Annotated in this window: 15 protein-coding genes; 8 read left to right on the top strand and 7 right to left on the bottom strand. The window is 42.5% G+C overall.

Annotated elements, in window-relative coordinates; translation table 11 throughout:
- Window positions 1–170: 170 nt before the first annotated feature.
- Window positions 171–2,750 (bottom strand): T9SS type A sorting domain-containing protein, encoded by a 2,580-nt coding sequence (locus KAH81_03670; GenBank protein MCK5832750.1) that lies wholly within the window; start codon window positions 2,748–2,750, stop codon window positions 171–173.
- 132 nt (window positions 2,751–2,882) lie between these two features.
- Here KAH81_03670 and KAH81_03665 point away from each other — a divergent pair, with 132 nt between their 5' ends.
- Window positions 2,883–3,692, top strand: coding sequence for a TIGR02757 family protein (locus KAH81_03665; GenBank protein ID MCK5832749.1), 810 nt, complete (start codon window positions 2,883–2,885; stop codon window positions 3,690–3,692).
- Between the two features lie 201 nt (window positions 3,693–3,893).
- On the opposite strand, the gene KAH81_03660 is transcribed toward KAH81_03665, so the two are convergent.
- From KAH81_03660 to KAH81_03635, 6 genes are all read right to left on the bottom strand, one after another.
- The gene (locus KAH81_03660) at window positions 3,894–4,703 is read right to left on the bottom strand and encodes a ceramidase domain-containing protein (protein MCK5832748.1); all 810 of its coding nucleotides are present in this window, start codon (window positions 4,701–4,703) and stop codon (window positions 3,894–3,896) included.
- Between the two features lie 72 nt (window positions 4,704–4,775).
- Window positions 4,776–6,131, bottom strand: a complete 1,356-nt coding sequence (gene rlmD, locus KAH81_03655) for a 23S rRNA (uracil(1939)-C(5))-methyltransferase RlmD (protein ID MCK5832747.1) — start codon at window positions 6,129–6,131, stop codon at window positions 4,776–4,778.
- Entirely contained in the window at window positions 6,124–7,431 is a 1,308-nt protein-coding gene (locus KAH81_03650) for a hypothetical protein (GenBank protein ID MCK5832746.1), read from the bottom strand. The genes rlmD and KAH81_03650 overlap by 8 nt, the downstream gene beginning before the upstream one ends.
- A gap of 12 nt (window positions 7,432–7,443) precedes the next feature.
- Entirely contained in the window at window positions 7,444–9,672 is a 2,229-nt protein-coding gene (locus tag KAH81_03645; protein MCK5832745.1) for a transglycosylase SLT domain-containing protein, read from the bottom strand.
- Window positions 9,657–13,067, bottom strand: coding sequence for a DNA polymerase III subunit alpha (locus KAH81_03640; GenBank protein MCK5832744.1), 3,411 nt, complete (start codon window positions 13,065–13,067; stop codon window positions 9,657–9,659). The genes KAH81_03645 and KAH81_03640 overlap by 16 nt, the downstream gene beginning before the upstream one ends.
- 8 nt (window positions 13,068–13,075) lie before the next feature.
- Window positions 13,076–13,852: an undecaprenyl-diphosphate phosphatase gene (locus tag KAH81_03635; protein ID MCK5832743.1), complete on the bottom strand. Its 777-nt coding sequence runs from the start codon at window positions 13,850–13,852 to the stop codon at window positions 13,076–13,078.
- Window positions 13,853–13,969: 117 nt separating this feature from the next.
- On the opposite strand from KAH81_03635, the gene KAH81_03630 reads away from it, so the two are divergent.
- From KAH81_03630 to KAH81_03600, 7 genes are all read left to right on the top strand, one after another.
- On the top strand, window positions 13,970–14,521 hold the full coding sequence (locus KAH81_03630) for an NUDIX hydrolase (GenBank protein ID MCK5832742.1): 552 nt from the start codon (window positions 13,970–13,972) through the stop codon (window positions 14,519–14,521).
- Window positions 14,518–15,837, top strand: coding sequence for a sigma-54-dependent Fis family transcriptional regulator (locus KAH81_03625; GenBank protein ID MCK5832741.1), 1,320 nt, complete (start codon window positions 14,518–14,520; stop codon window positions 15,835–15,837). Before KAH81_03630 ends, KAH81_03625 begins: the two co-directional genes overlap by 4 nt.
- A gap of 136 nt (window positions 15,838–15,973) precedes the next feature.
- A complete protein-coding gene (locus KAH81_03620) occupies window positions 15,974–16,882 on the top strand; it encodes a hypothetical protein (GenBank protein MCK5832740.1) in 909 nt (302 codons plus the stop codon).
- A gap of 200 nt (window positions 16,883–17,082) precedes the next feature.
- Entirely contained in the window at window positions 17,083–18,189 is a 1,107-nt protein-coding gene (locus KAH81_03615) for a hypothetical protein (protein ID MCK5832739.1), read from the top strand.
- Between the two features lie 59 nt (window positions 18,190–18,248).
- The gene (locus tag KAH81_03610; protein ID MCK5832738.1) at window positions 18,249–20,552 is read left to right on the top strand and encodes a hypothetical protein; all 2,304 of its coding nucleotides are present in this window, start codon (window positions 18,249–18,251) and stop codon (window positions 20,550–20,552) included.
- A gap of 72 nt (window positions 20,553–20,624) precedes the next feature.
- Window positions 20,625–23,945, top strand: coding sequence for a hypothetical protein (locus KAH81_03605; protein MCK5832737.1), 3,321 nt, complete (start codon window positions 20,625–20,627; stop codon window positions 23,943–23,945).
- A gap of 239 nt (window positions 23,946–24,184) precedes the next feature.
- Window positions 24,185–24,957 (top strand): hypothetical protein (locus tag KAH81_03600; GenBank protein ID MCK5832736.1); only part of this gene is annotated, 773 nt, incomplete at its 3' end.

The raw sequence follows: 24,957 nt of genomic DNA, 5'->3' as shown, positions 1-24,957 counted from the left end.
GGCTTTTATCAGTCTTTAGACAGCTTGTAATATCAAGAAATGATCTTATCGGGGCTTTTCGCAATTTAATATTCTGTTTATAGTTGACTTAAACTCAATACTCATGAAATATAGAACGCAAGGGCTTTTCGCCGAACACATAAAAAACCACTATTTGCGAAATACGATATTCATTTCAGGAACACTATTCTTTTATTAACGACAATATTGTCGATTTTTATTCGGGCAAAATATACTCCGCTTTCGACAGTTGCGTCAGGTTCCCAGATAATTGATATTGAGTTGTCAGTTTTATTCGAGAGCATGTCAAGATCGGCGATTAACCTTCCGGAAATGTCGAAAATCTGGGTTTCGATCTGATTATATGCTTTTAAATTGCTTGTTTCAAGAATCGAAAGGGTAATTGCGGAGTTGAAGGGATTTGGATAAATAGTAACATCTATTTCCTCTGGTCTAACAGTGGCATTTTCGTCAATATCCATTGTTAAATACTCTGTTGTGAAATTGAATATTGCCGAAGGACGGCCTGTTTTAACAACGAAATAGTAAATATGATATAGCTCCGCCGAGGGAGATGAAGAAGTGGTATAACTGATCCGAGCCGGTTCAATATTATCACCGTAATCAACAAAATCGTATTCTGAAACAACACCGCTGAGGATTTCGGGCAACGAATCGCGGCAAGAGTATATTTGGAAAGAGTCGGTTGCAACAATAGCTTTTATGCTAATTCTAAAACCATCACACTCTTGAATTAACGGAAAGTAATAGATTTTATAGACCGCCGAATCATCGAGCATAGCAATTGTGTTAACCGGAATAGAGAATTCATCTCCTGCTTCGGGCACTGTGACGAGCTCTTCTGGTGTCTGGAATGTGGCAAAAGCCGAATCATGTTCCCATATTCCAGCGATGAAATACTGGTAAACGCCCGGATCAACATCTGAATCAGTGGCAAAAGTATCTAAGGGCCACGCGATGGTATCGAATTCCAAAGTCGTCGCGTTAACCTTCATCAGAATTGTATGTGTGATATCTATCCAATCCTCGAAAGGTTCCCAATCGAGTTTGACATCCCGCCCTGTGACTTCGGCGATTGGGTCTGTTATATCAAACCCATAAGCGTAAAGCGCGCGGTGGTCGTTGTCGAATATAATATTATTGTTGGAGGCATGCTTGATATGAATAGGTTGGTCGTTTTCTGTCACAGTGGCGGATAACCGTTCAATTATACTTCCAGCATCGTTGACCACACTTAACCCAAACTTTATGCGATAGGCAGGTTCGTCTTGATGAACTAATACCATTCTCGAAATTGAATCATCGGGGAAAGGATTGATTAAATCTGTGAAATAGCGCCATTGTAAAGTTGGAGTGTGTGCGCTGTAAACCCACTGATCAAAGAACCAACTGAGCGAATCGCCATAATTATCCTCGCAAACTTCAATAAAATCCGTAGTAACAGCGCTAGAGTATATATAGCGCGAGAAGTAGTCTCTGATGATGTCGAAGAATAGACTATCGCCGGTTTGAAAACGAAGCATATCTAAAATACTTGCGCCTTTTTGATAGACCGTTCTACCCCACATATAATATGGATCGTATATAGGGAAAGAATTAAATTCCCATGAGGTGATATAGGCCATTTGGTCATTCCAGACATATTCACGAAAATCATCCCAGGTATATGCTTGCTCAATATATAGCGCCTCGCAGTAACTAGCGAAGCCTTCGTTAAGCCAAATATCTTTCCATGTGCCGCAGGTTAGAGCATCACCCCACCAGTGGTGAGAAAGCTCGTGCGCAACGACGAAATATTCATCGTCATACAGGTAAGATTCGCCCATGCTGGTCGCTGTTTGGTTTTCCATGGCCATATAGCCAAGAGGCACAACGGACATGTAATATTTTTCAAAAGGGTAAGGAGCGAATAACTCCTCGAAAACAGCCATTGCATCTGTTACATAACCAAACTTGGTATTAACGATTGAAAGGTCTCCCGGGTAGCAATAAGTCCCCATCGGGAAATAGTATGGAAAATCGACTATATCGAATTCGCCGATATCAACGACGACTAGATAGGTCGGTATATGGTAATCGGTTTGCCAAATATATGTTGTTGAGTCTCCAAAAAAAAGTGTATCAGCGCAAACACCATTGGATAGAACATCGAGTGTTCCCGGAACTGTTATAGAGAAACGCAAGGTTGCCTTGTCATAGGGAACATCGTGACAGGGCCACCAAAGGCGCGCATCATTGGGTTGGGAATGGCTGTAGCCGATGATTTCTCCATAGCGATTGGCATCAGATTGATAACCGGCACCAGTTAAATTATGGTAATAAATATCGATACGCAGAGTGTCACTAATGGTCGAAGGAGAAATGAGTGAAACAGCAATGCTGTCCGAATGAACCGAGAATGCCACAGGTTCGCTGTTCACTGAGACAGAATCGGCAGATAGATTACTGCCGATATGGAAATTATAGATCGATTCGGCTGAGGAAGTCGCTTCGACAATAATGCCGGATCGTCCAGAAAGTAGATCTGTCGGGTATTGAAACGAGATGGCGAGGTCATAATGCAGCACATCGAAACCGCCTTCATAAGTTGGTTCGAGTGGCGCAAGTCTTTCCGCTTCTTCTGGGTTTTCCGCGAAATGGCGGATTTCGGGAGGAGCCGATGTAAAGGGTATGGCGATAACGGAAAAGGCCAATGCGAATAGGATAGTCAGGGCAAATAGGAATCTCATCGTCAGCTCCTTTTTTTATGTGATAGCAGAATATAGTAATTATGACCAACCGGTCAAGACTAAAAAATGCATTTTTGTCAATTTATTGAATTAACTTGATTATTTCTGAGAATTTTCTAGAATTACAGCGAGATGGATATCACAAATATAACAAAACTCGAAATCCTCGAGCAGCTTTACTCAAAATATAACCATTCAAAATATATTAGTCCTGATCCGCTAGAGGTTGTTCTCGAATACCCTTTGATAAGTGACAGAGAGATTGTCGGTCTAATCGCGGCAGGCCTAGCCTATGGAAGAGTGACCCAAATAGTCCAAAGCGTGCGGAGGGCATTGAAATCGCTAGGTCCTCATCCTAGAGAATTTCTCATGAGTGTTAACGATGATGATTTACGTAATATTCTAAAAGGTTTTAAACACAGGTTTACCACTGGGGAAGAGCTAGGAGTTCTTTTAATTGGTATAAAGCGAGCTATATTGGATTTTGGGTCGCTTAATGAGTGCTTTTTAAAAGGTCATTCTTTGAATGAGAGAAATATCTTCCCAGCATTAGCAAGATTTGTTGAGAGATTATCCTGTGTATTTCAAAACCGATGCACATACCTGCTTTCCTCGCCAAACAAAAATAGTGCCTGCAAGCGTATGAACCTGTATTTAAAATGGATGATAAGAAAAGATGAAGTCGATCCTGGAGGATGGGATGGTGTTTCATTCTCGAAATTAATTGTTCCAATAGACACTCATATGCACCGGATATGCAAGGCTATCGGGTTTACTTTGCGTAGAAATGTAAATCTAAAGACAGCGCTCGAGATAACACAAGCCTTTTCCGAAATTAACCCAGAAGATCCCACAAAATATGACTTTGCGATAACCCGCTTGGGTATTCGTAAAGACGAATCACCGGATCATTTTATTGAAATCTTCAGGGATTTGAATTAAGCTCTACTCGAGGATAATGTTCTTCGATTTTGTGAAAGAAATAAAGAATTTTAAAGGTTGGCGATTAGCGGCAGAAGGCCCAAGCCTAGCCAGATTGACAAAATTGAGAAAGTATCTCTGGATATATTACAATCTTCTTTGAAACGGCGAGTGCTTCGGCTTTTTATAACAAGGTCTTTAAGCATAATAGAGCTAGGTTTTTCAGATAATACTATTATTACAAATAGTGTTATTAATGGATTTATCCAGTGTTTTTCTTTTCCTAATTAAACGGCCATAGAGCCACTCGTGGGCGGTCGAAGAACCTTGTTCAATAAGTTTTAATCGTCTTGGCGATAGTATGGCAAATTGGTCATAAAATTTGTATAAAAAGATAAAAGATAAAGAATTAACGATATGCCAAAGAGCATGTCCTTGAAAAACGTGATTATCGTGCCTTGCCATTAGGCCTTTTAAATCTAGCTGCCAGAATACAAATGATACGGCAAAAATCACAATAGCAGTGATTAGAGGTTTTATTTTGTAATCACTTTTGGTTATATATTGGTATCCCTCGATAGCAAGACTGAGAGTTAAAAGTATTATGAATATTATTCTTCCTGCGAAGTTATATTTAAGTAATACAGCTAAGGAAGTTATGAAACTGCCCCAAAAAAAGAAATAAACCTCGCGTGGCTTAATAAGACCAATTCTCCTAAGGTTTAAAGTGAGCATTAAAGTGACAACAAGGAACATAGAGCCGAGGTCCGCACATTGGAACATAAAGGTGCAAGAGGCGTGATATAAACCAGAAGTAATGCCTACAAGTATGCATATCCATGCAAAGAATTTAACCGGAGACCATCGAATCTTGCTATAATAAAGAAGAAGTGAAATACCGACACTAATGTAAGCTAAATTCGACCAGGTGTTAGCTGGTTCGGATACCCACGCGCAAAGACGCTCCTCCCAAAAAGAAAAAGTAGCCGGATTGAATTTACTCCAGGGGCATATTTCGTTGCTTGGATACATATGTTTTAAATTATCTAATCAAGAATATATAATCAAGTATTAATTCATAATAAATCATAATACGCATAATTATCATCTTAATTCGAGGCGAACAATAGATTCAATATGATAGGTTTGAGGAAACATGTCAACTATTGCCAAGCGCGAGATTGAATAAGCTTTGGAGAGGATCGAAAGATCGCGCGCGAGCGTGGAGGGATTACAGGAGGCATAAACAATTGTGTTTGGCTGGCATTCGATTATTTTATTGAGGATTTTTTTTGCTACACCGCTCCGTGGAGGATCGAGCACCACTAGCTCTGGAGAAAATTCCAAAACTATTTTTGGAAGTTGTTTCTCCACCGAGCCGAAAATGAAGCTGGTATTATTAATGCCGTTATTTATTGCGCTTATTCGAGCATCGATAACAGCTTGTTCTACGTTCTCGATAGCAATAACTTTTTCGAATTTCTTCGAAAGTAACTGTGTAATTGTTCCTGTGCCGGAGAACAAGTCAAAAGCGATACCATTTTGAGTTGTTTCTGCGAATTCAAGAATCTTATTATAAAACATACGAGCCATGCGAGTATTGGTCTGAAAGAAGCTCGCCATTGAGATTTTGAACCTAAGGCCAAGCATTTCCTCCTCGATATGATCGATACCGAATAGTGGAATAACTTCTCCTTTTGCCGTGTCGCCTGTGCTTGAGTTAACAACAGCAAATGAACCGGCAAGTTCGGGGAAAGCCTTGTGCGCCGAATCCATGAGTAATTTAATATCATTTAATTCTGGTTTTTTAACCGTTACGCCGGCCAAAACTTTTCCCTCGGTTTCGGAGAACCTCAGAGTAAGATGCCTAAGTTGTCCGGTATTTTGATAGGAGTTATATACTTCTAGGCCGAGGCGGTTAGCTTCCATAGAGATATGAGTGGCAATTTGATTACCTATGGGCAACATGAGAAGGCATTTCTCTGCGGGCACAAGTCTATCGAAGCGCCCGCGTATGTGTTGACCTAAGAAGATGTTACCGTTGCTTTCACCGAATGAAAGCTCCATCTTATTACGATAACGGAATTCACTATCGGCCTTTATTTCCTCGATTTCAGGGAGGTCTTGCAATTTACCTATATGTCTTAAACAATCCTCGACAACCTCGACTTTGAGCGAAAATTGGGCTTCGAAATCGAGGTCTTGTAGTGAGCATCCACCGCAGATACCGAAAACCTCGCATGGTGGTTTTTTTCTGTATTGCGATGCTTCGATAACATCGACCTGATCCGCAAAAAGCGCAGTCTTTTTGCGTTTAGTTATTTCCGCAATGACGACCTCACCGGGGTAGGCATAACGCACGAAAATAACAATACCATCATGACGAGCTACACCGAAACCACCAAATGCAGGGGATTCTATTTTAACCTCGATTTTCTCTCCAAGTTTTGGTTTAGGCATCGATTTTAACCTTCTTTGTGATAATTTTTTCGAAGTAACCGTAGCTGGAATATGTAGGTTCGAGTTTCAACTCGAATTCGTATTCGCCGCTGGGGATTTGCTGACCGGCATTATCTTTCAAATCCCATTTGACCGAGCGAAGACCCTGGCGAAAACGCTTATGGGTGAGAAAATCGCGCACGATAACGCCATCTTTTTTAACAAGGATACTTACGTAACCCCGGTCAGTGAGTGTCACATCGATTTTGGCGTCAATATTGCCCTCTCTGTTTTCGCTCATACTGACATCAAAACCTGCGATATCGCAACCTATCCAAAAATATTGAGCCGAATGGCTTTCAGCTATAACAACCTGTCCGAAGCGTCTCCAGATAGCTATTCCGGTGGGATTTTCGAACTGGTAATCCTTATCGCCGCATTCCCCGATACTAGTGATATAATTAAGTTTATTATCGAATTTGTGTATTTGGCAATTAATGGAATCGGTAATCCATGCGTTGTCGTAAAAATCCAGAGCGATGAAATTGAGACTGGCTGTTCCATCGCCAATTTTTGTCGCTTCGAAAGAGGCTATAACCTGCCCTTGATAATTTATTTTGCGAAGCTGAGCGCCATCGCCGTCGATGACAAAAATAGCCTTTTCAGCATAGCGGGATTTTACAATAGCTGGATTATCCACATCGATTCCGCGTGGTTGGACAAGACCATCGATGGATCGAATATGCTTACCTTCATAGGTGAAGAGGTCTATAGTTCCTCGAGAATGGTCTGTTACAAAAAGGGTGCCTGACTCGGTTATCGAGACATCGTGTGGTTCGATTAAAATCTCATCACCAAAAGCGGAAACCCATGAGAGCCCTTTTTTTTGGTGGATCAGATGAACAATTCGACGATTGCCGGTATCGCAAACGAAGACATCTCCCGAGGGATCAACTGCAATCCCTCGGGGACTGTTGAATTGGTCTTTCCCTGAGCCGCTGGAGCCGTAAATCGCTAGGTTATACATGCTTATGTTATAAATGATCTGATCTTTTCCAGCATTGACACCATAAGCAGAAAGCTCATCATCGTCTCGGTCATCTTTAGGGTTATCGGTTCGTCTCAAGCGAGCGACAGCAAGGCCTTGTGGATTGTCGAAATCCGTAGCATTTCCGAGAAGCATGTCGAGCTTAGCCTCGGTGCCTTTATGAACTCCCCAGCTATGTTTAAAAGGTGGATAAACAAGTGTCTGAAGACCTTTTTCGGCGGTGAAGACTACTGAAGAGGCTACTAGAAAAACAATTAATATCCACTTTAACATTTGATCCTCGGGCTAAAGGCTATTATCCCATAGTTCTTTATATGCGAAATAATCACCGAGCACATTTTTAACATAATGCCGTGTTTGAAGGAAATCTATGCTCTCGACAAATACGGATCGATAATCTTCATGTGGTGTTTCCTTCCACCTTTTCAGGGGTGTGGGACCGGCATTATATTCCGCCAATGCATATTCCGCTAATCCATATTCTCGCAAAAGGTCTGCCAAATATCGCGCGCCATATTTAATCGATGTTTCGTAGTCGTATAGGTCGGTGGTCGAAAAATATTTGCTTTCCTCTAGACGAACGCTCAGATTTTCACCTGTTTGGGGCATTATCTGAAAAAGGCCGATAGCACCGGCATAACTGACTATATGTGGGTTAAACATGCTTTCCCTGCGCATGACCGCAAATAATAATCCGGCATCTATGGATTCTCTTTCGGCCGAGGAGAAAACCAAATCGCAATAAAATGTAGGATAGGCAAGACGAATAACATCGATGGGTGCCGAAGCATATCCGCCCATGTCACGAACGAGGGCGAGAGCGATTTGATAGGCAAGAGCGGTTAAGTCCCAATCATAAGCAAGTGACAACATAGCTAGACGCATAGATGGATTTATTTTCAGTTCTTGTGACCATATGCGGAATTCGACCTGCGCTCTATCTATCTGACCGCATCGAGCGAGTAGCTTTGCCCGAGTTGCGGACGGTGAGTCCAATGAAAGGATTATTTGATTATATCCGAGCTCGGAGAGAGAAGCCTGCGCAATGTTAATAGCTTCCCCGTAGGTTATCCAATCGCTCGAGTGGCTCGATGCCGGATTTGGCAAGGCTAAATCTGTAAGGATTTCCTTAGAATAATATTTGTAATAGTGCCTTACAGAAGAATTAGATACTTCGCGAAGTATCTCGAAGCCGGTGGTGTCGCCGTTTGCTATCATGGATAATGCACGCCAAAACTCACCGGTTTCGGTGAAGGTCTTGTCGCTGTATTTTTTATTAATCACCGCGAAGCGATCTGCGGCTGCCGAGAAATCGCCTTCAATGAAGTTAGCTAACCCCGACCACATAGCGCCATTGTCTCCTAAGTCGTGCTTAGAATATTTATTTACCAGTCTCGTAGCATAATCGGCGGCCATAATATAATCGTCCCTGTCTTCGCTCAATTCCAAGCCTTCCCAAAGGGCCTCGGCCTCGGCATTGGATCCTGAGCCTTCTTTAATAGCTAGGTCAATATGAGCCTTGGCCTCGTCATATCTCCTCAGTTTGCGAAAGCAATATCCGATACCCAAATTACACCAGGCTGTATTATAAAGTTTTTCTTTTATGATCTTTTTATACAAAGCCACAGCTTCGCTGTATCTTCCTCTTCGAGAAATAGCCCTTGCTTGAAGATAACTGGCTTCACCAATGTTTGCCTTTCCGCCATTTGAAATGTATTTTTTGAGCCATTCCTCGCCGGAGGAATAAAATTTTCGATTAACTGCTGCTTTACCTGCAAGAAAAAGATTATCTCCAGTGAGTTTTCCGAGCAGTTCCAACGCTCGTGCGGCTTTAACAGTATTCGAGCTCGAATTTCCCTTGATTACAGAATTATAAAATTCGACTGCTTTCGCAGTATCGCCAAATTCAGCGTGCAATCGAGCCTTAACGAGTTTAAGTGCATTTTTGGAGAAATGTTTAGGAAATTCTAAATTTAGGGTGTCTAGGGCGCTAAATGTAGCCTGTGAATCGCGTTTTTCATGGGTGTATTCGAAAATTCTAACGAGGGCTTTCTCTTGAAGCACCGGATTTTCGATATTTTTCAATAGATCGATGGATTTATCTATCGAATCTGTCTTGAAAAGGGCCTCAGCATAATCAAAAACGAAATAATCGCGTATAGGATTAGCGGTGTCGGATATTGACATACCGAATAAAGCGCATGCCTCTTTATCTTTGCCCAAATTAGATTTTGCGAGTGCGAGAAGATAAACATCAAAAATAGAGTGTGACGTTTTTCTTTCAATAATGCTAGCAGCCTCGTGCCATCTCAATCGAGAGATGCGGTGCGCAGCGACGCTATCACATTTAAATTCGGCGGATAATTCAATAACAGGGACGCGAGTTTCCTCAGCTTTTATTCCAGTAGATGGGTTTTCTTTGGTTGGTAGCGGATTATTACCTTCCATAAAGGCACAGGACTGAAATAATAGCATCGATAGTAAGCTTATTATAGCTATTAACTGCTTATCCATACATTGTCCTCCCCAATTATTTCCCTCAGTTCCGATATTAATTCTCTGCTTGCGGTGTTGTCCAATTCCGAACTTGTTGCACGCCAAGTGTGGTCGTTACCGACAATATGCAATTTAAGGCGTTTATCGCCTACATGTTTATTAAGTAGCGTTTTTAGTTCTTCAATTTCTTCCGTTGCAATACCGGCATCAAGCCGGATGTGGAGGCAATTTACAAGTTCATTCCTGACGTTTTGAAGGGGGATAACATCTTCCACTAATATTTTACTGCCCCTGTTATCCTCCTGATATTTTCCACGAATAAGAAACATCGCGTCTTTTTCTAAAGAGTTGGAACATTTTCTATATGTATCTGGAAAAAACACAACAGAGGCTGAACCAGTGAGGTCTTCGAAGGTGCCATAGGCCATTTCATCTTTCTTTTTCGTAATTGTTTTTTCCAGAGAAGCTAGAGTTCCAATAAGAACTACGCCTGTTCCAACGCCTTTTGATTGAAGCTCAGATGTTGTTATATTCGTGAATGCCGATATTTCATCGACGAAACGATTTAAAGGATGTCCACTGAAAAAGAAACCCAGGGCATCCTTTTCTTTATCTAAGGTTGTTTTTTTATTCCACGGCTCAGCATGAATGGGTTCGGGGAATTTTTTTAGCGTGTCATCGGAGGCAAAAAGGTCTCCCGCCGATGCCGCTATGTCGCTGTTTTTGGCTTTAGCAGCCCAGGACAATGCCTCCGGTATTGAAGCCATTAACTCGGCGCGGTTGTCGATTAATGAGTCGAAAGCTCCAGCGCAAACTAGAGATTCAAGTGCCCTTCGATTGAGAAGCCGAAGGTCTATTCTTTCACAAAAATCGAAAAGGTTTTCGAAAAGGCCATCTTTCTCGCGAGCTTCGACGATAGCATTTGCGGCTCCGAAGCCCACATTCCTGACGGCAGCAATACCATATAAGATTTTATCGTTTTCGACAACAAACTCGGGTAAGGAGCGATTGACATCGACTATGAACACCTCGATATCATGATGACGGGCGTTTTCGATAAGTTGGTATAGTTTATCGTGATTGTCAATTTCATTTGTCATGTTAGCGGCCGTGAACTCATTGCGATAATGGGCTTTGAGGTAGGCAGTTTGATAAGCGACAACCGAATAGGCTGCAGAATGAGATTTATTAAAGCCATATCTGGCAAATTCGCCCATCATATCGAAGACCTTTTTCGCGATAGCTTTATCGATCTTCTTATTTTCGGCACCTTTAATGAACTCCTCGCGCATTGCCATCATTACATCGAGCTTCTTTTTGCCCATAGCACGCCGGAGTATGTCGGCCTGACCAAAACTGAAACCGGCCAATTCACGGGCTATCTGCATTACCTGTTCCTGATATACAATGATGCCGAAGGTCTCTTTCAATATGGGTTCGAGGGTTTTATGCGGATATTCAACCGCTTTACCGTGTTTACGCTTGATGTATTCATCGATAAAGTCCATCGGCCCGGGACGATAAAGCGCGTTCATTGCAATCATATCTTCTATCCGGTCGGGATGGAGTTTGCGAAGGTAACGCGTCATGCCTTCTGATTCGAACTGGAAAACACCGAGTGTGTCTCCATGTGATATCATCTCGAAGGTCTCTTTATCTCCAAGTGGTATTTTCTCTGCGTTAACAACTTCGTTCCTGTTTTTTGCGATCATCCTTTCGGTTTCAGATATTATTGAGAGGGTTTTCAAGCCAAGAAAATCCATTTTTACAACGCCGATCTTTTCTACAGAAACCCAATCGTATTGAGTTATGATCTCGTCTTTATTGGTTCGAAAAAGAGGAACAAAATCGGTAAGTGGCCCCGGCGTGATAACCACTCCGGCGGCGTGTTTGCCTGCATGGCGCGGAAGACCTTCCAGTTTGATAGCATAATCTACGAGCTTTTTTACATCGGGATTGGATTCGTATTTGTGTTTAAAGTCCTGTATTTGTTCGAGGGCCTCAGGAATTGTCGTTGTTTGTGGAACCAATTTCGATACCGAATCGACCTCATCGTAAGGCATGCGAAGGACTCGACCTACGTCTTTAATAGCGCTTCGAGCCTTCATGAAATTGAAAGTGATTATTTGGCAAACCGAATCGTTACCGTATTTTTCACGAACATAATCTATAACCCGTTCGCGGTATTTATCTTCGAAGTCGATATCGAAATCAGGGAGAGACACTCTCTCGGGATTAAGGAAGCGCTCAAAGAGAAGGCCATAGCGAAGAGGGTCGATATTCGTGATACCCATAGCGTAAGCAACGATGCTGCTAGCGCCACTTCCTCTACCCGGCCCGACGCGTATTCCGCGCTCACGGGCGGCATCGGTGAAATCGGATACGATAGCAAAGTAACCCAAAAAGCCCATCTTCCGAATGGTATCCAGTTCATATTCAACGCGCTTTGAAATGGTCTCGGTTACTTCACCATAAAGGCGGATTATACCCTCGTCTGTTCTGCGTTTAACATAATCCCAGATATCAGTATATCCCTCCGGAATAGGGAATTTTGGAAGGTATGCTTGATAGGGACTGAGTTCGAAAAAGCATCTGTCGGCAACCTCGCGGGTATTTGCGAGTGCCTCGGGATAATCGGCGAAGACACTCGCCATTTCTGTTGGGGAGTGGAAGAACATACGATTTGTGGAGAAACGCATTCTGTTGGTATCATCGACAAATTTGCCCGTTTGGAGACAAAGAAGAAGATCGTGAAACTCGTAATCTTCAGGACGAAGGTAATGCGCGTCATTGGTCGCGATTGTCGGAATACCGAATTCCTTAGCTAGTCCAACCAGACGCGGAAGAACTATCTTTTCCTCAGGTATATCATGGTCCATAAGCTCGACATAAACGTTCTCTTTGCCGAAAATATCACAGAACTCTCCGAGAGTTTTTTTTGCACCATCGAAGTCATCCCTCAAGAGGCGATACGGAATCTCACCTTTAAGGCAGGCTGTCGAGGCGATAAGGCCTTCGGAATGGGCTGAGAGAAAATCCTTGTCCACGCGAGGCTTGTAATAGAATCCTTCGGTGTAACCGGCGCTGGATATTTTAAGAAGGTTTTTATAGCCGGTTTGATTCTTGACTAAAAGGACGAGATGATACCCCGAGTTTGGACCTTCCGAGGAGGGCTTTTTCTCGTGCATATCTCCCGGAGCAATATAAGCTTCTTCCCCGATTATTGGTTTTATACCGGCATCCAATGCGGCATTATAGAAAGGGATAACGCCGAAGAGGGAACCATGATCGGTAATAGCAATAGCATCCATACCGTATTCGGCGGCCAGTTTGACGAGTTTGTTAATCCTACAGGCACCATCGAGTAACGAGAATTCCGTATGGTTATGAAGGGATATATATGGTTTATCCATTTTGACCTCTATCTAAGAAAAACAATCGAAATCAGGCCTATCAGAAGACAATATGGCCCGAAAATCCAGAGTTTTTCGGAGTTTACTAGGTTTATTAATATCTTCAAAGAGAAATAACCGATAACAGCTGAAACGCCTATGCCAATAAAATAAAGCGGATTAAAATCGGCCATATTCGAGATTATTTCATAAATTATGGCGCCGGTTATTGCGGGTATTGCCATGAGAAAGCTAAATTTTGCAGCTTCAGAGGGAGCAATTCCAACAAATTTCCCGACTGAGATAGTCGAGCCACTTCTGGATATCCCCGGGAGAATAGCTAGTGCTTGAGAAATACCGATAATTATCGATTTTACAACAGTGATTGGTTGTTTTTGCGGTTTAATCAATTTTGTCGATAGAAGTATAAGGCCGGTTATTAGCAAAAAAACCCCGGTTATAAAGCTATTCGTGAAGAGAGAAATTATTCTCCCATTGAATAGAATACCGATAATAGCGATAGGGATAGTAGCGATTATCACATAAAGAGCTGTTCGTCTGGATTTGTGGCGAGTAGGTAAGTCGGTTCGGAAAAACGAGCTGGTAATTTCTTTAATGTCGCTCCAATAGAAAATAACAATTGCAATCAGAGTTCCAAAATGAAGTGAGACTTCGAGTCCGACACCCGGACTTTTAAAACCAAAAAGGCTTTTTAGTATAACTAAATGCCCCGAGCTGGAGATGGGTAAGAATTCAGTTATCCCCTGGACTATCGCTAGCAAGATTATATTGAATATAAGTTTCAAATCACCCTTCCGATGTGGAAGTTAATAAATTTAATTCCAGTTTCATTCTGGATTATATGTTAAAAGATATTATATTTACTTTGAAAATGCAATCTCGAAGGATAGTTTACAGCTAAAATGGATAAAAAAAACGATATGAAAAAGGAATCACGCTTTTGTGCGGCTTGTGGAAACAAGACTGAATGGGTGATTCGCGAGGTCGGGGAGGAATCTGTCGAGCTTTGCCCGAAATGTGGAATGGTCTTTTTTCGTAATAGCGTGCCATGCGTGGGTGGTTTGGTAATAAAGGATGGAAAGATACTTCTGGTGAAAAGGGCAATCGATCCTTTTATCGGTTATTGGGATATTCCCGGTGGTTTTCTAGAAGAAAGTGAACATCCGGAAAATGGAGTGGTTCGCGAAGTTTTTGAAGAAACCGGATTTATTGTCGTGCCGGAGGAGTTGATTGGATTTTACATGGATACATATTCCGGTGAGGGATCCTGCACAACACTAAATATCTATTTTATCTGCTCTATCAAAGATGGAAAGCCCAAATTATCGGCTGAAAATGATGAAATCGAATGGTTCGATCTCGAAGAGCTTCCCAAAAATATCGCGTTTATTGATCATGTTTCGAGTGTTTTAACGGATTTAATTGAAAAACTGGAAATTCTGAGGTTGAAATGAGAATTCTAATTGCCGACGACGAACCGAAAATGGGTCTATTGCTCGCATCGAGACTGGAGGATGATGGGCATTTTGTGAGACCTGTAACCTCGGGTAAAGAGGCGTTGAATGAGCTTCCTAATGGTTATGAATTACTAATAACAGATTTAAGGATGCTAGATATGGACGGCATTGAACTCACCAAAAAGGCTAAAAAGAGATTTAACAATCTTCCCGTGATATTAATGACCGCTTATGCCGGAGTTGATACTGCGGTTTCTGCTATGAAGGCCGGCGCGGAAGACTATATCGTTAAGCCTTTTGCTCTTGACGAAATGGCTGCTCTCGTGAAGAGAATAGATGAGTCCAGGCGTTTGAAAGAGGAATTGGATTATAGAAGAACCAGCGATTCTTCTATAAATTTTGTGGTGGGGAAATCCGCAATTATGCGTTCGGTTATGGAAGAGGTAAAAAAGGTATCGATTACTGATACGTCTGTGCTTATTCTAGGAGCAACCGGTACCGGAAAAGAGCTTATAGCTAAAATGATCCATTCTAGTTCTTCTCGCGGAGGGGGCCCGTTTATCCCGATAAATTGTGCCTCATTGTCGGAACAACTTTTAGAAAGCGAACTTTTTGGTCATGAAAAGGGATCGTTCACTGGTGCGTATAAGGCTAAACCCGGTAAATTTGAACTTGCTGATAGAGGCACTCTATTCCTCGATGAGTTAGGCGAATTACCACTTAGTATTCAAGCTAAATTACTCAGGGCGCTTGAAGAGAAAGTTATATATCGGCTTGGGGGTGTTAATCCAATAAAAGTGGATATACGGCTTGTTGCCGCGACTAATCGGGATATCGAAACTGAGATTATGGAGGGGAATTTCCGTGAAGATTTGTATTATAGAATAGCGGTTTTCCCGATTAGGTTGCCTACTTTAGAGGAAAGAAAAGAGGATATATACGAACTTGTAGCACATTTTCTAAGTAGCATTTCTTACACTGCTGGAATATCTCGAGAAGCGCTCGAAAGACTAGAAAAAAGCTGTTGGAGAGGAAATATTCGAGAGCTTTTCAATGTTTTAGAGCGCGCGGCAATTTTGGCTGCCGGCGAAAATATTAAGATAGCGCATCTTCCCTCGAATGAGCATGGATTTGGGAAAAAATCCAAGGGGCATAAAACGCTTGAAGAAATGGAGAGAGAGGCGTTGATAGATGCACTTAGAAAGTCAAACGGCAATAAAACCTCAGCCGCGAAGATTCTGGGGATAACAAGAAGGATGGTATATTCTAGAATGAATAAATTGGGCATTTCTGAAGATTATATAAAAAAGTAGTTTTTTAACTTTAATCAAAGAGCAAAAAATTTAATCTATTTTTTTATAATTTCGACTTGACGGTTAATTCAACAAATATTATATTCAGTAAGGTTAGGGATTAAAGTTGCTTGGTGTAGTTACATTGGAGTTTTTGATGAATAGCAGCAAAAGCATAGCTTTCAGCATAATTATTCTTCTGGGTCTTTTTTCAGGCGCGGTCTTTGGTGCTTGGAATTTAGTGTGGACTGGGGAAAATGGTTTCGAAAAAGATGGTGTCCAACCCGATGAAGGTGCTAATGGAGCTAGTTATAAATTTAGAGTGAGGTTTAATTCTGATGAACCAAATGTCCATCCTTATTGGGTTAGACTATTCATAGATCTTAATGGCGATGGGAAATTTTCTGAAGATTCAGAAGTTTTTGAATGTGCTCAAACGGATGATGTTCCTTCGATTTGGTTTGTTGAAAAACAGATTAAAATTGTATCCCAGCAAAGGCCCCATATCGCTTATTATTTCATGGCATTCGCCGATAATAAGATTAAAAGTAGTGAACTTTGTTTCGGCCCGGTAATTGGAGGTTATAACCACTCTTTTGTGATTGAAGGTAAGGGTTGGTTTTTAGATGAAGCTCTACTTCCCATGGAAATGAAGACCATGAAAGAACGCGATAGAATCCTATTTATTAACACAAGCTCTACACCTCAAAGACTCAGTATTTCTATTCCAGAGGATGCCCCTGGGCCTTTCTTTCCACATGTCAATAAAGATACTCAAGAAGCCAACGCTTATGTTATGAGTGTTGTTATTACAGATACAGATCGAGAGTATGTTAATCCCGATGATTTCAATTCTGAGGGTTCTGAGGATGTTATCAGCTTCAAGCCAAAAAAGGCTAAAGGGTCGGTTTTAGGCCTTAATAGCAAGAATTATGGTGAACGCGTTATGCCAGGAGAGTCGGTTGCTATTTGGATGCAACTTCGAGCACCGGCTTATGCTTTCGGAGTTGATGGCAGTGAAGAGCAATGGATATACATAAAAATCGAAGTTGCTCAAACCGAGTAGAAAGGAATCGGAGAAAAATATGGATGAATAGCTATAGATTCATTCCTCAATTAATTTTCATTTTGATTGCCAGTTTTGGCTTTTAAATTTTCATATGCTGTTTAGTTTTTCTGTCTAAGGAGCTAGTATGAGTATAATAAGGAGCTAATATGAGTATAATAGAGTTTAATTACAAACAACAAATAAATTCAGGGGGTGCGATGAGTAGAATGAAAATTATCCTCATCCTTTCTGTAGCCTTTGCATTGACGGTTCTTTCCTTTCCGTATCAAATAGGCTATCAAGGCAAGCTTACTGATCGGGATGGGGTTGCTATCGACGATTCGGTTACAATCGGGTTTTCGCTATGGAATTCGGATTTTGTGGGCGATTCCTTATGGGGTGAGGAAGACAGAGTAATGGCTACTAAAGGATTATTCGATGCGATTTTGGGTGATGTAGTTCCAATGATCGTAGATTTTTCGGAGATGTTATGGGTTCAGTTGATTGTTGACGGAGAAGTCTTATCTCCAAGGCAGCCATTGAATGCTGTTCCGGTAGCGCTTTATGCCAATTATGCTGATAGCCTTGTTGGTGGTGTTATAATTAACCATAACGACATGGATGGTTTGCAGGGCGGAGATTCTCACCTCGGTCAGTATTATCATCTTACTGCATCTCAAGTTACACAAATTGCCGATAATGCGACAAATATCGGTAGTTTGATATATAGCGAAAACAATTATGTAATTGATGGCGAACCGCTTACTTCTTCAATCGATGCCCTCGATCAAGTAGTAGCAGATATTGAGGCAGGAACATCCAATACTTATATCCGCAATCAAGAGCTTGTGGCACAGGATGCTGATATATGGATCGATGGCAACGCGAAGGTCGATGGAAATCTCGAAGTCGGAAATATAGTCGGGCAGGGAACTGGCGATGATTCGGTCACTCCGATAGTATCGATCTCGAGCACGACTGTTCCTGCGACTTTGGCAGAAATAACTTACACTGCTGCCGGTGCTGGTTCGGAAATACAACTTTCGTTTGCCGGAACATTCGATGATCGCGGTGGTCAGGATGGCGCTTATGTTAATGTCGAGATTGTCAGAAATCCGGGTCCGGGAGAGGTCGCTATTTCACAAGTCAGCGTTAGCATATATTCTTCAGTAGTGCACCAATTTCAGAATGTCGCTATAAATGGCGTGGATAATCCGCCAGCAGGAGCTCATACATATGCTGTTCGCGCGATAGTAGCGAAAGACCCTTATACTTCGGGTCGCTGTCTTAACGGTGTGCTTCAGCTCGCTGAAATCAAAGATTAACGAGGAACAAATTAGATAAATATGGAATTTATAAGAGTAATTCAACAAGGAGGATGGAGATGAAAAAGGGCAAATTGTTTGTTTTAATTGCGGTGGTATTTGGGTTTATTCTTGCTCAAGTCGCAATGGCAGATGTATTGTTTAAGTATCCGGTGGAGGCCAATGAAGAGCTTACTATCGGAACTATCGTTAAACTTGATCCCACAACCGACCGGGTTGTTAAGGCGACTTCTACTGATAGAGATATTATCGGTGTGGTAGTCGGCTATGAACTCGATGGAGTATCGCATAATGTTCTCGTCGGTTCTTCTGGTCAACTATCGATTCAGGTTGCTTCCGCAGTTACGGCTGGTGATAGGCTTACTATTACTGGAATAGCTGGACAGGCTGCCACAGCAGTAAACGACGAGGATGTTTTTGTGGCTGTAGCACTCGAAGATGCCGCTGGTCCTGGAACTATCATTGCTCAGATTATGATCGATGATAATCAGGCTAAGTACAGTGCATTCGATGATGGTTTTGCTTCGCTTGGTGCGGACAACGTTCAGAGTGCTATCGATTCATTAGACGCCACAGTGGACGGCCTTTCCTCGGGAAGCTGGAACCACAACGATTTGGCAAGTATCGATGGAGGAGCACCGGGCGAATATTACCATTTAACTGCTGCTCAACATAGTGATCTTACAGGTGCTGGCAATGCTGATGCACAGCACAGCCACGATGCCGATAATATCCTTGGAGTTACCGCCGGAGACCATATTTCCAGCACCGATGTCGATGGGGCTTTAACCGACCTCGACGGTGCTATTGAAGGAATCTTCACTGGTGATTTACCTAATCTTACAAATGGAGCCGGAATTGCCACACTCGATTATGATGGAAGTGTAGCAGATCAGGTAGAGATCGATAACACATGGTTCGATGGCGATGCTCAGGTCAGCACGGCCGGTGCTGTTGCAATTCAAGATGATGCTGTTCAGGCTTCCGATATCGATTGGGGAACCGTCGGCGATCAGGTCCAGGCGACCGATCTGACCTATGATCCCACGGCCGATGGCGATTGGGTCGCTGTTCCCACGCAAGCCGGTGGCGCATTGGATGAACTGGCTCAAAGGATCGATGACATCGAAGATGGTGGAGTAGCTCAAGACCTTGAAAACGTCTTAGGTGTTGGGAACAGCACTGGAAATAATTCTATTGTTGATGCTACAGATAATATTGTCGAGATCGGCGATACTCTTGAAGTTAGTGGTGACGTCAAGGTCGAAACCGGAAACGCGTTACGCACCGACTTTATTTACGCAAGTGCCGGTTCCTATGTTAAAATGGGATCTCAGTTCGACTTAAACGGTCATGCTATCAATAATAGCATAGATACTTATTACGACGGCGATGTTGTATTCAACGACGATATCGTTCCTATGAGCATAGATCAGGACCTTGGTAAGGGTGCAAATACCTGGGATGATATCAACCTCGGAGATAACACAAATATTTATATCGACTCCGATGCTGGTGCGGCCGGTGAGGTTTTGACCATTGACCCGGGAACAGGATTTATTTCATGGGCACCTGCTTACGATGGTTTAAATGACCACATTACAGGAAACGGCCTTACAGGTTCCAACTACAATGGTTCTGCAGAACAAACATGGACGGTCGATGATGGCAACGGTATCGGTGTTGATGGCACTGGAGTTTATGCCGATGTTCACGCGTCCGGTGCTATTACGAATGACTTTGCGAGCTCGGGACAGCTCGGTGTTAATGTCGATGGTTCAACGATTGGCATTTCTGGAAACAAGCTCGAAGTCAACGATGACGGCATCCAGGACGAGCATATCGATTGGTCGGATGTTGAAGCGGACGATATGCCTTATGATCCCACTTCGTCTGGTATTGGTGCAACCGATGTTCAAGCAGCCATCGACTCGCTCGATGTCGCTATTGATGCTATCGACTACGGCGAAGGACAGCAGGTTCTGTCAAGTAACTTCTCGTCCGCTATAAGTCTCAATAGTACATCGACTTGGTCCAACCTGGTGTCTGTCACATATGCAAGTACTATAACGAATCCTATCGTTATTGATTTCACCGGAACCTTCGATGATAAAGGCGGCCAGAATGGAGCCTATTTCGAGGTGAGAATCTATAATGGTTCTGCTGAAATCGCTGGATCGAAAAGGACTATCATTATAAATGATAGGAATTATCATCAGAGCCAAGAAGTTAGTGTCAATGCGCATATAGCTTCGCCGGTTGATGGCACGACCTACACAATTCAAGCCAAGCAAGTTAAGGCACCCTATGATTCCGGTAGAGCGGTCAATGGGACCATTACTTTAATACAAATTAACGGCTAACCTTTATTCCGTGTGCCCTCGTTAGGGGGCACACAATTTTGATATTTTTTTAGATTTGTTAGAAAGGACATAATGAGGAGAAGAGTCATAAAAATCAGCGTAATTGCTTGTTTGTTGGGTGTGGGGATTGTCACTTCTCTAGCTGGGGATATATTGAAATTCAATATCATCGATAACGGGACATTAATTCCTCTCGGAAGAGTTGTCAAAATAGATAGTGATACAACAATAGCAATTTGTGGTTCAAGCGATGAACCAGCGGGTATAATAATCGGATATGAAGGCTCTTCTTTAGATCCAGAGTATTATCTTATAGCAAATTCGAGTATAGCATCTAATGTGCTTTGTGGTGAGGGTATAACTGCGGGCGAAAAAATAGTTGTTCATACTTCCGGTTCGGTTGCACCGCTTTCCGCTCATACCGATAGGTATGTTGTAGGTGTGGCACTTGAGAGTGGAGCATTTGCCGAGAATATAAAAATCATGGTTAATATCGTCACTGGTGGGGGAGCTGGTGCGGGAGGCGGACAAGACAATGATTGGGCAAAAATCGGTGGTGGAAGCGATCCCGATACGAGCGATGGTATTTTTCACACCGGGCAAGTTGTAATAGGCCAGGAATCCTCGCCTACTACAGATCTTTTTTATCTCGACGATGGTTCAGGTAGATTGACTTCAATGGCTTATAATACCTATTCTTTTGCGTCTATTTTCGATAATGATTCATGGGCTATGCCCTCGATAGCCGGTTATTTTTCCAACGATCATGATGCCGAAGTATTAGATTATAAAACTGGTGTTTGGGGTCAGGCATCCGGGGATGGGCCGATTTGGGGTTCAAATATTGGGGTTTATGGAAAAGCATATAATGCTAAAGACAATTATGGCGTTTATGGTATTTGTGATGCAGGCGGAACAAATAACTACGCTATTTATGGTTTATCTTCCGGAGGAACTAATAATTATTCCGGTTATTTTACCGGCGCGGTTTTAAAAATCCCTGACTTTACTGGATCAACAGGTCTTACAACCTCTGAAGGATCGATGTTTTGGGATTCGGACGATGACGCTATTGTGGTTTATGATGGCTCTTCTTGGGTAGAGGTCGGTGGAGGAGGGGGGAATCTTCTAGATACCTATAACATGGATGGCAATACAGTTCAAATGACAGGAACGCATGGTGATGTCCGGTTTTATAATGATACACCAGACGAGCTTCTTTTCCTCGATGAATCAAGCGGATATATTGGAGTTGGAACGGTAACACCTTCTTATAAACTTCATGGAATAGCATCGATTGCAGACCCCGGTGCAGTAGGATATTTCAGAAACACAGTTACTACTAGCGATGGTCGCGGAGTTATAGGAACTTGCGACAATTCTGATTGGTATGGTATTGGAGTATCAGGTATAGGGGGTTATATCGGTGTTGCCGGTTCAGTCACTCCTAGCGGTTCCCAAGATTATTATGGAGTTATGGGAGAAGCATCCGGTGGATTGGGCACTAATATAGGTGTATTTGGTCGAAGTGTGAACTCGACAAATGTGAACAACGGTGTCTATGGATACGCCAGCGGTAGCGGAGATTATAACTATGGTGTATATGGTAGAACCGATGACAATGTTGGATCGACCGGCGATTATAATTTCGGTGTTTATGGAGAAGCGCTCGATGCTGGTGGAACGGTCAATTATGGTATTTATGGCCGCGCAACCGGTGGAACGGATAATTACTCGGGCTATTTTCAGGGGGCTGTTTTAAGGCTGCCCATTTTTGAAGAATTGACAGGCCTTTCAGCTACCGATGGCTCGATGTTTTGGGATTCGGACGACGATGCCCTTATGGTTCATGATGGAACTGATTGGGTTAATGTTTCTGCGGGTGGAACTGGGGGGTTATGGACTTTAAGCGGGGATTATATTCGTTATGCACAAAATTCAAATGCGCGGGTTTACAAGAGCTCATCTGGTGAACCTTATTTTTATGCATCGAGCAACGATTCCGATGCAGCCTATTTCTATTGTTCGAGAGGATCAGCTCCCGGAATAGCGGCTGGTGTTCATGGTGGGGCAGCGGTTTATGAGGATAATTATGGAGTTTATGGAACATTTACCGGTGGTCAATGGGGCTATGTTGGCGGGAAAGACTACGGTGTTTTTGGAAAGTTCGAGTCAACCCCTCGCTGGTCACAGGGGGTTTTAGGCGCTGCCGATACAGCGGTTGTGGGTCTAACTTACTCTAATGTTAACGAAGGTTATGGAGGCTATTTCGAGGTTCAGGTAGATATTGGCTCTACTGAAAATATTTATGGGGTCTATAGTTATGCTAATAGTAACGCACCAGATACTTCGTTTGGTATATACGCTTTTGCTAAGGCTTCTGGTTCTGGTGGGCTGGCTTATGGTGTCTATGGTAAGGCAACAACCGCAGGAACCCAGATCGGTGTCTATGGCGAATCTCAGGTTAATTACTGCTATGGAGAGGATTACATAGCATGGTATTGGATAGAGGATATTCACGGAACAGGAGTGTCTCATGGAGGATTCGTTTCCGCTTCCAGTGGGGTAACTATCGATGATAATAATAAAGCCGCAGTATATGGGAAAAATACAGGTAATGATTATGCTGCAGGCGTTGTAGGTAGCGCAACTGATGGATCGAGTTGTTCGGGAGTTGTCGGTTTTGGAGGGCAGTTCGGAGTTTTCGGAATTTCCACTGGATCTGGGCCAGATCGTGCTGGAGGAGCATTTCACTGTAATAATTGGAGTTCTAAAGGAAGCTCCACTAAAACCACAGGTGTTGGGGTTTTTGCCGATGGTGGAACCGCAGGAGCGGTGACGCTTTCACCATTCTTAGGAATCTATTCAGCGACTACTATGGATTCTGAAGGTGGAGCTGCATATTTCTCAGGAAACTCTTACATATCGAGTGGTTTCTCTATTGCACTTATCGATACTGCAGAAATTGGAAGCCAGGCGCTCAGAGTGCCGGCTTACGATCAAGTAAATATATCAGCTAAGATACAGACCGAGGGTGTCGCCCATCTCGAAGATGGGAAATGCACGGTTGTGCTTCCACAGTCTTTTGTGAGTAGCATAAAAGATGACGAAAGACCGGTAATAATTCTAACGCCATATTCCCCATTGTGCAATGGTCTTTCAGTGGAGCGGTTTACTGATAGTGGATTTGTTGTAAGCGAGCTGAATGAGGGGGAGAGCGAAATAGAGTTTTCATGGCTTGCCATCGGAACCCGTAAGGATTTCAATGTAAATGATGAGGTTTCCGAGAATATCCTCGGAAGAAATTTCGACGAGGAATTTTCAAAGGAACTACCGTTTTTTTCTAGCGATGATGTGGAAAATAGAACATATGAAAATAGGAATGAACAATAAATCTTAATCTTATGATAGAGAGTATATTGCAAAATTTGATTCTGATAGAATTGCCTGTCGAGACGAGCTCAATAAGTAATGTAAGAGATTAAGAATTTTGTGGGAAAAGAGAATAAAAAAATATTAATATTCTGAAGAACATAAATAGCATGAATGGTTTATGGTTGCTCTCAAATAATAAATAGATGACAAGGAAAGCTTATTACGGTTAATGTTTAGTTTGTATTATTAAGGAAGAGATGAGAATAAAAGTTTTATTTATTGGCGTTTTAGCTTTGGCGTTGTTAGTAACATCGGGGTTTTCCGCTGAATTAATTAAATATCCAGTTGGAGCGGATACAGAACTCGGTATTGGAACCGTTGTTAAACTGTCTGGAGAAAATACTGTAGAAGCGTGTGGTGTTGGAGAAGAAGCAATTGGAGTAATTATTGGCTATGAAGGTTCTGGAGTGACAAGAGAATATCTTCTTTCTTTTAGCGGTATCGTCGATAATGTCCGACTTGCTGAAGATATTGTTCTAGTTGACATCGGGGAAAAGCTAATGCCAGCGTCTTCTGGAAGAGTTAAACTTATAGATGACCCTCCAACAGGAAGCGTGGTCGGAATTGTCTTGGAAACAGGTTTTGCTGGAGACAGGGTTAGAATAATCGTAAATATCGAATATTCTAGCGGAGCAGGTGCCCAAAATTTATCGGAAGTTCTCGGTGAAGGTAACTCGACGGGTGGTTTAACAATTACGAATGATGTAGGCGATGTTACAGTTGATGATAACCTATATATTACTGGGAATCTCGATTTGGATGGAAATGTCACCGATGGTAATTGGTTAGGCGATGAAATACAAGACGCATATGTTGCTGATAATGTGACATCCGGCAGGATTCAGAATTACGCTTCGGCACCGCTTACTTCTCGTTTAGGAGAGGTTTATTACAATACATCTGATAACGGAACTTATATATATACTACGAGTGGTTGGGATGATTATGAAGGCCCGGAAGGTCCCGCCGG

It is taken from the genome of bacterium, assembly GCA_023145965.1.
Lineage (GTDB): Bacteria > UBP14 > UBA6098 > UBA6098 > UBA6098 > UBA6098.
This window is presented reverse-complemented; position numbering and strand designations above follow the sequence as displayed.

Bases quoted from the DNA above. Each gene is read 5' to 3' on its own strand.
- KAH81_03670 (MCK5832750.1), bottom strand. From the start codon at position 2,750: ATGAGATTCCTATTTGCCCTGACTATCCTATTCGCATTGGCCTTTTCC.
- KAH81_03665 (MCK5832749.1), top strand. From the start codon at position 2,883: ATGGATATCACAAATATAACAAAACTCGAAATCCTCGAGCAGCTTTAC.
- KAH81_03660 (MCK5832748.1), bottom strand. From the start codon at position 4,703: ATGTATCCAAGCAACGAAATATGCCCCTGGAGTAAATTCAATCCGGCT.
- rlmD (MCK5832747.1), bottom strand. From the start codon at position 6,131: ATGCCTAAACCAAAACTTGGAGAGAAAATCGAGGTTAAAATAGAATCC.
- KAH81_03650 (MCK5832746.1), bottom strand. From the start codon at position 7,431: ATGTTAAAGTGGATATTAATTGTTTTTCTAGTAGCCTCTTCAGTAGTC.
- KAH81_03645 (MCK5832745.1), bottom strand. From the start codon at position 9,672: ATGGATAAGCAGTTAATAGCTATAATAAGCTTACTATCGATGCTATTA.
- KAH81_03640 (MCK5832744.1), bottom strand. From the start codon at position 13,067: ATGGATAAACCATATATATCCCTTCATAACCATACGGAATTCTCGTTA.
- KAH81_03630 (MCK5832742.1), top strand. From the start codon at position 13,970: ATGGATAAAAAAAACGATATGAAAAAGGAATCACGCTTTTGTGCGGCT.
- KAH81_03625 (MCK5832741.1), top strand. From the start codon at position 14,518: ATGAGAATTCTAATTGCCGACGACGAACCGAAAATGGGTCTATTGCTC.
- KAH81_03620 (MCK5832740.1), top strand. From the start codon at position 15,974: ATGAATAGCAGCAAAAGCATAGCTTTCAGCATAATTATTCTTCTGGGT.
- KAH81_03615 (MCK5832739.1), top strand. From the start codon at position 17,083: ATGAGTAGAATGAAAATTATCCTCATCCTTTCTGTAGCCTTTGCATTG.
- KAH81_03610 (MCK5832738.1), top strand. From the start codon at position 18,249: ATGAAAAAGGGCAAATTGTTTGTTTTAATTGCGGTGGTATTTGGGTTT.
- KAH81_03605 (MCK5832737.1), top strand. From the start codon at position 20,625: ATGAGGAGAAGAGTCATAAAAATCAGCGTAATTGCTTGTTTGTTGGGT.